This is a genomic window from Acinetobacter sp. NigerLNRRAM0016 (assembly GCF_054112845.1).
In genome coordinates, this window is the sequence record NZ_JBSYVT010000122.1 from 1 (window position 1) to 476 (window position 476).

1 pseudogene is annotated in these 476 nt (G+C 36.1%); it reads right to left on the reverse strand.

Features of this window, described 5'->3' with window-relative positions:
* A pseudogene (locus ACWQ4X_RS19805) lies at positions 1-422 on the reverse strand (IS30-like element ISAba125 family transposase); the annotation flags it as partial.
* Positions 423-476 lie beyond the last annotated feature (54 nt).

Here is a 476-nt window from a genome sequence, read left to right on the forward strand (position 1 = left end):
AGACAGGATAATAAGTCTTTTTTCAACTCACCCTTTGGTAATGCTCGTATCGTTGAATAAATCGTTGTATGGCTTACATTCATTGTTTGATCCAAATCAGGAAATGTCTTTAAACGCTTTGCTATTTGCTGAGGAGACCATAAACAACGGATCGCTTCAACAATAAATTTCCAGAGGATTGAATCGATTTTGAGTTTTCTGTGACCACGTCTACGTCTAGCGAAGGTGTTATCAGAAGCATATCGAGCTTGATAAACGTCATTGATGCTATTTCTTTTAAGCTCACGATAGATCGTACTAGGATGTCTTTTAATGAGTTCAGCAAATTTTCTGGCTGAAAAGCCTTCTTTTCTTGACTCAAGCATTAATGCAGTACGATCTTCAAAGTTAAGATGATGGTATGACAATTTTATATACTCCATAAACCCTTTAAATTAATTAGGTGGTTTATGTCGCACTTCAAGTTTTACTCTGCC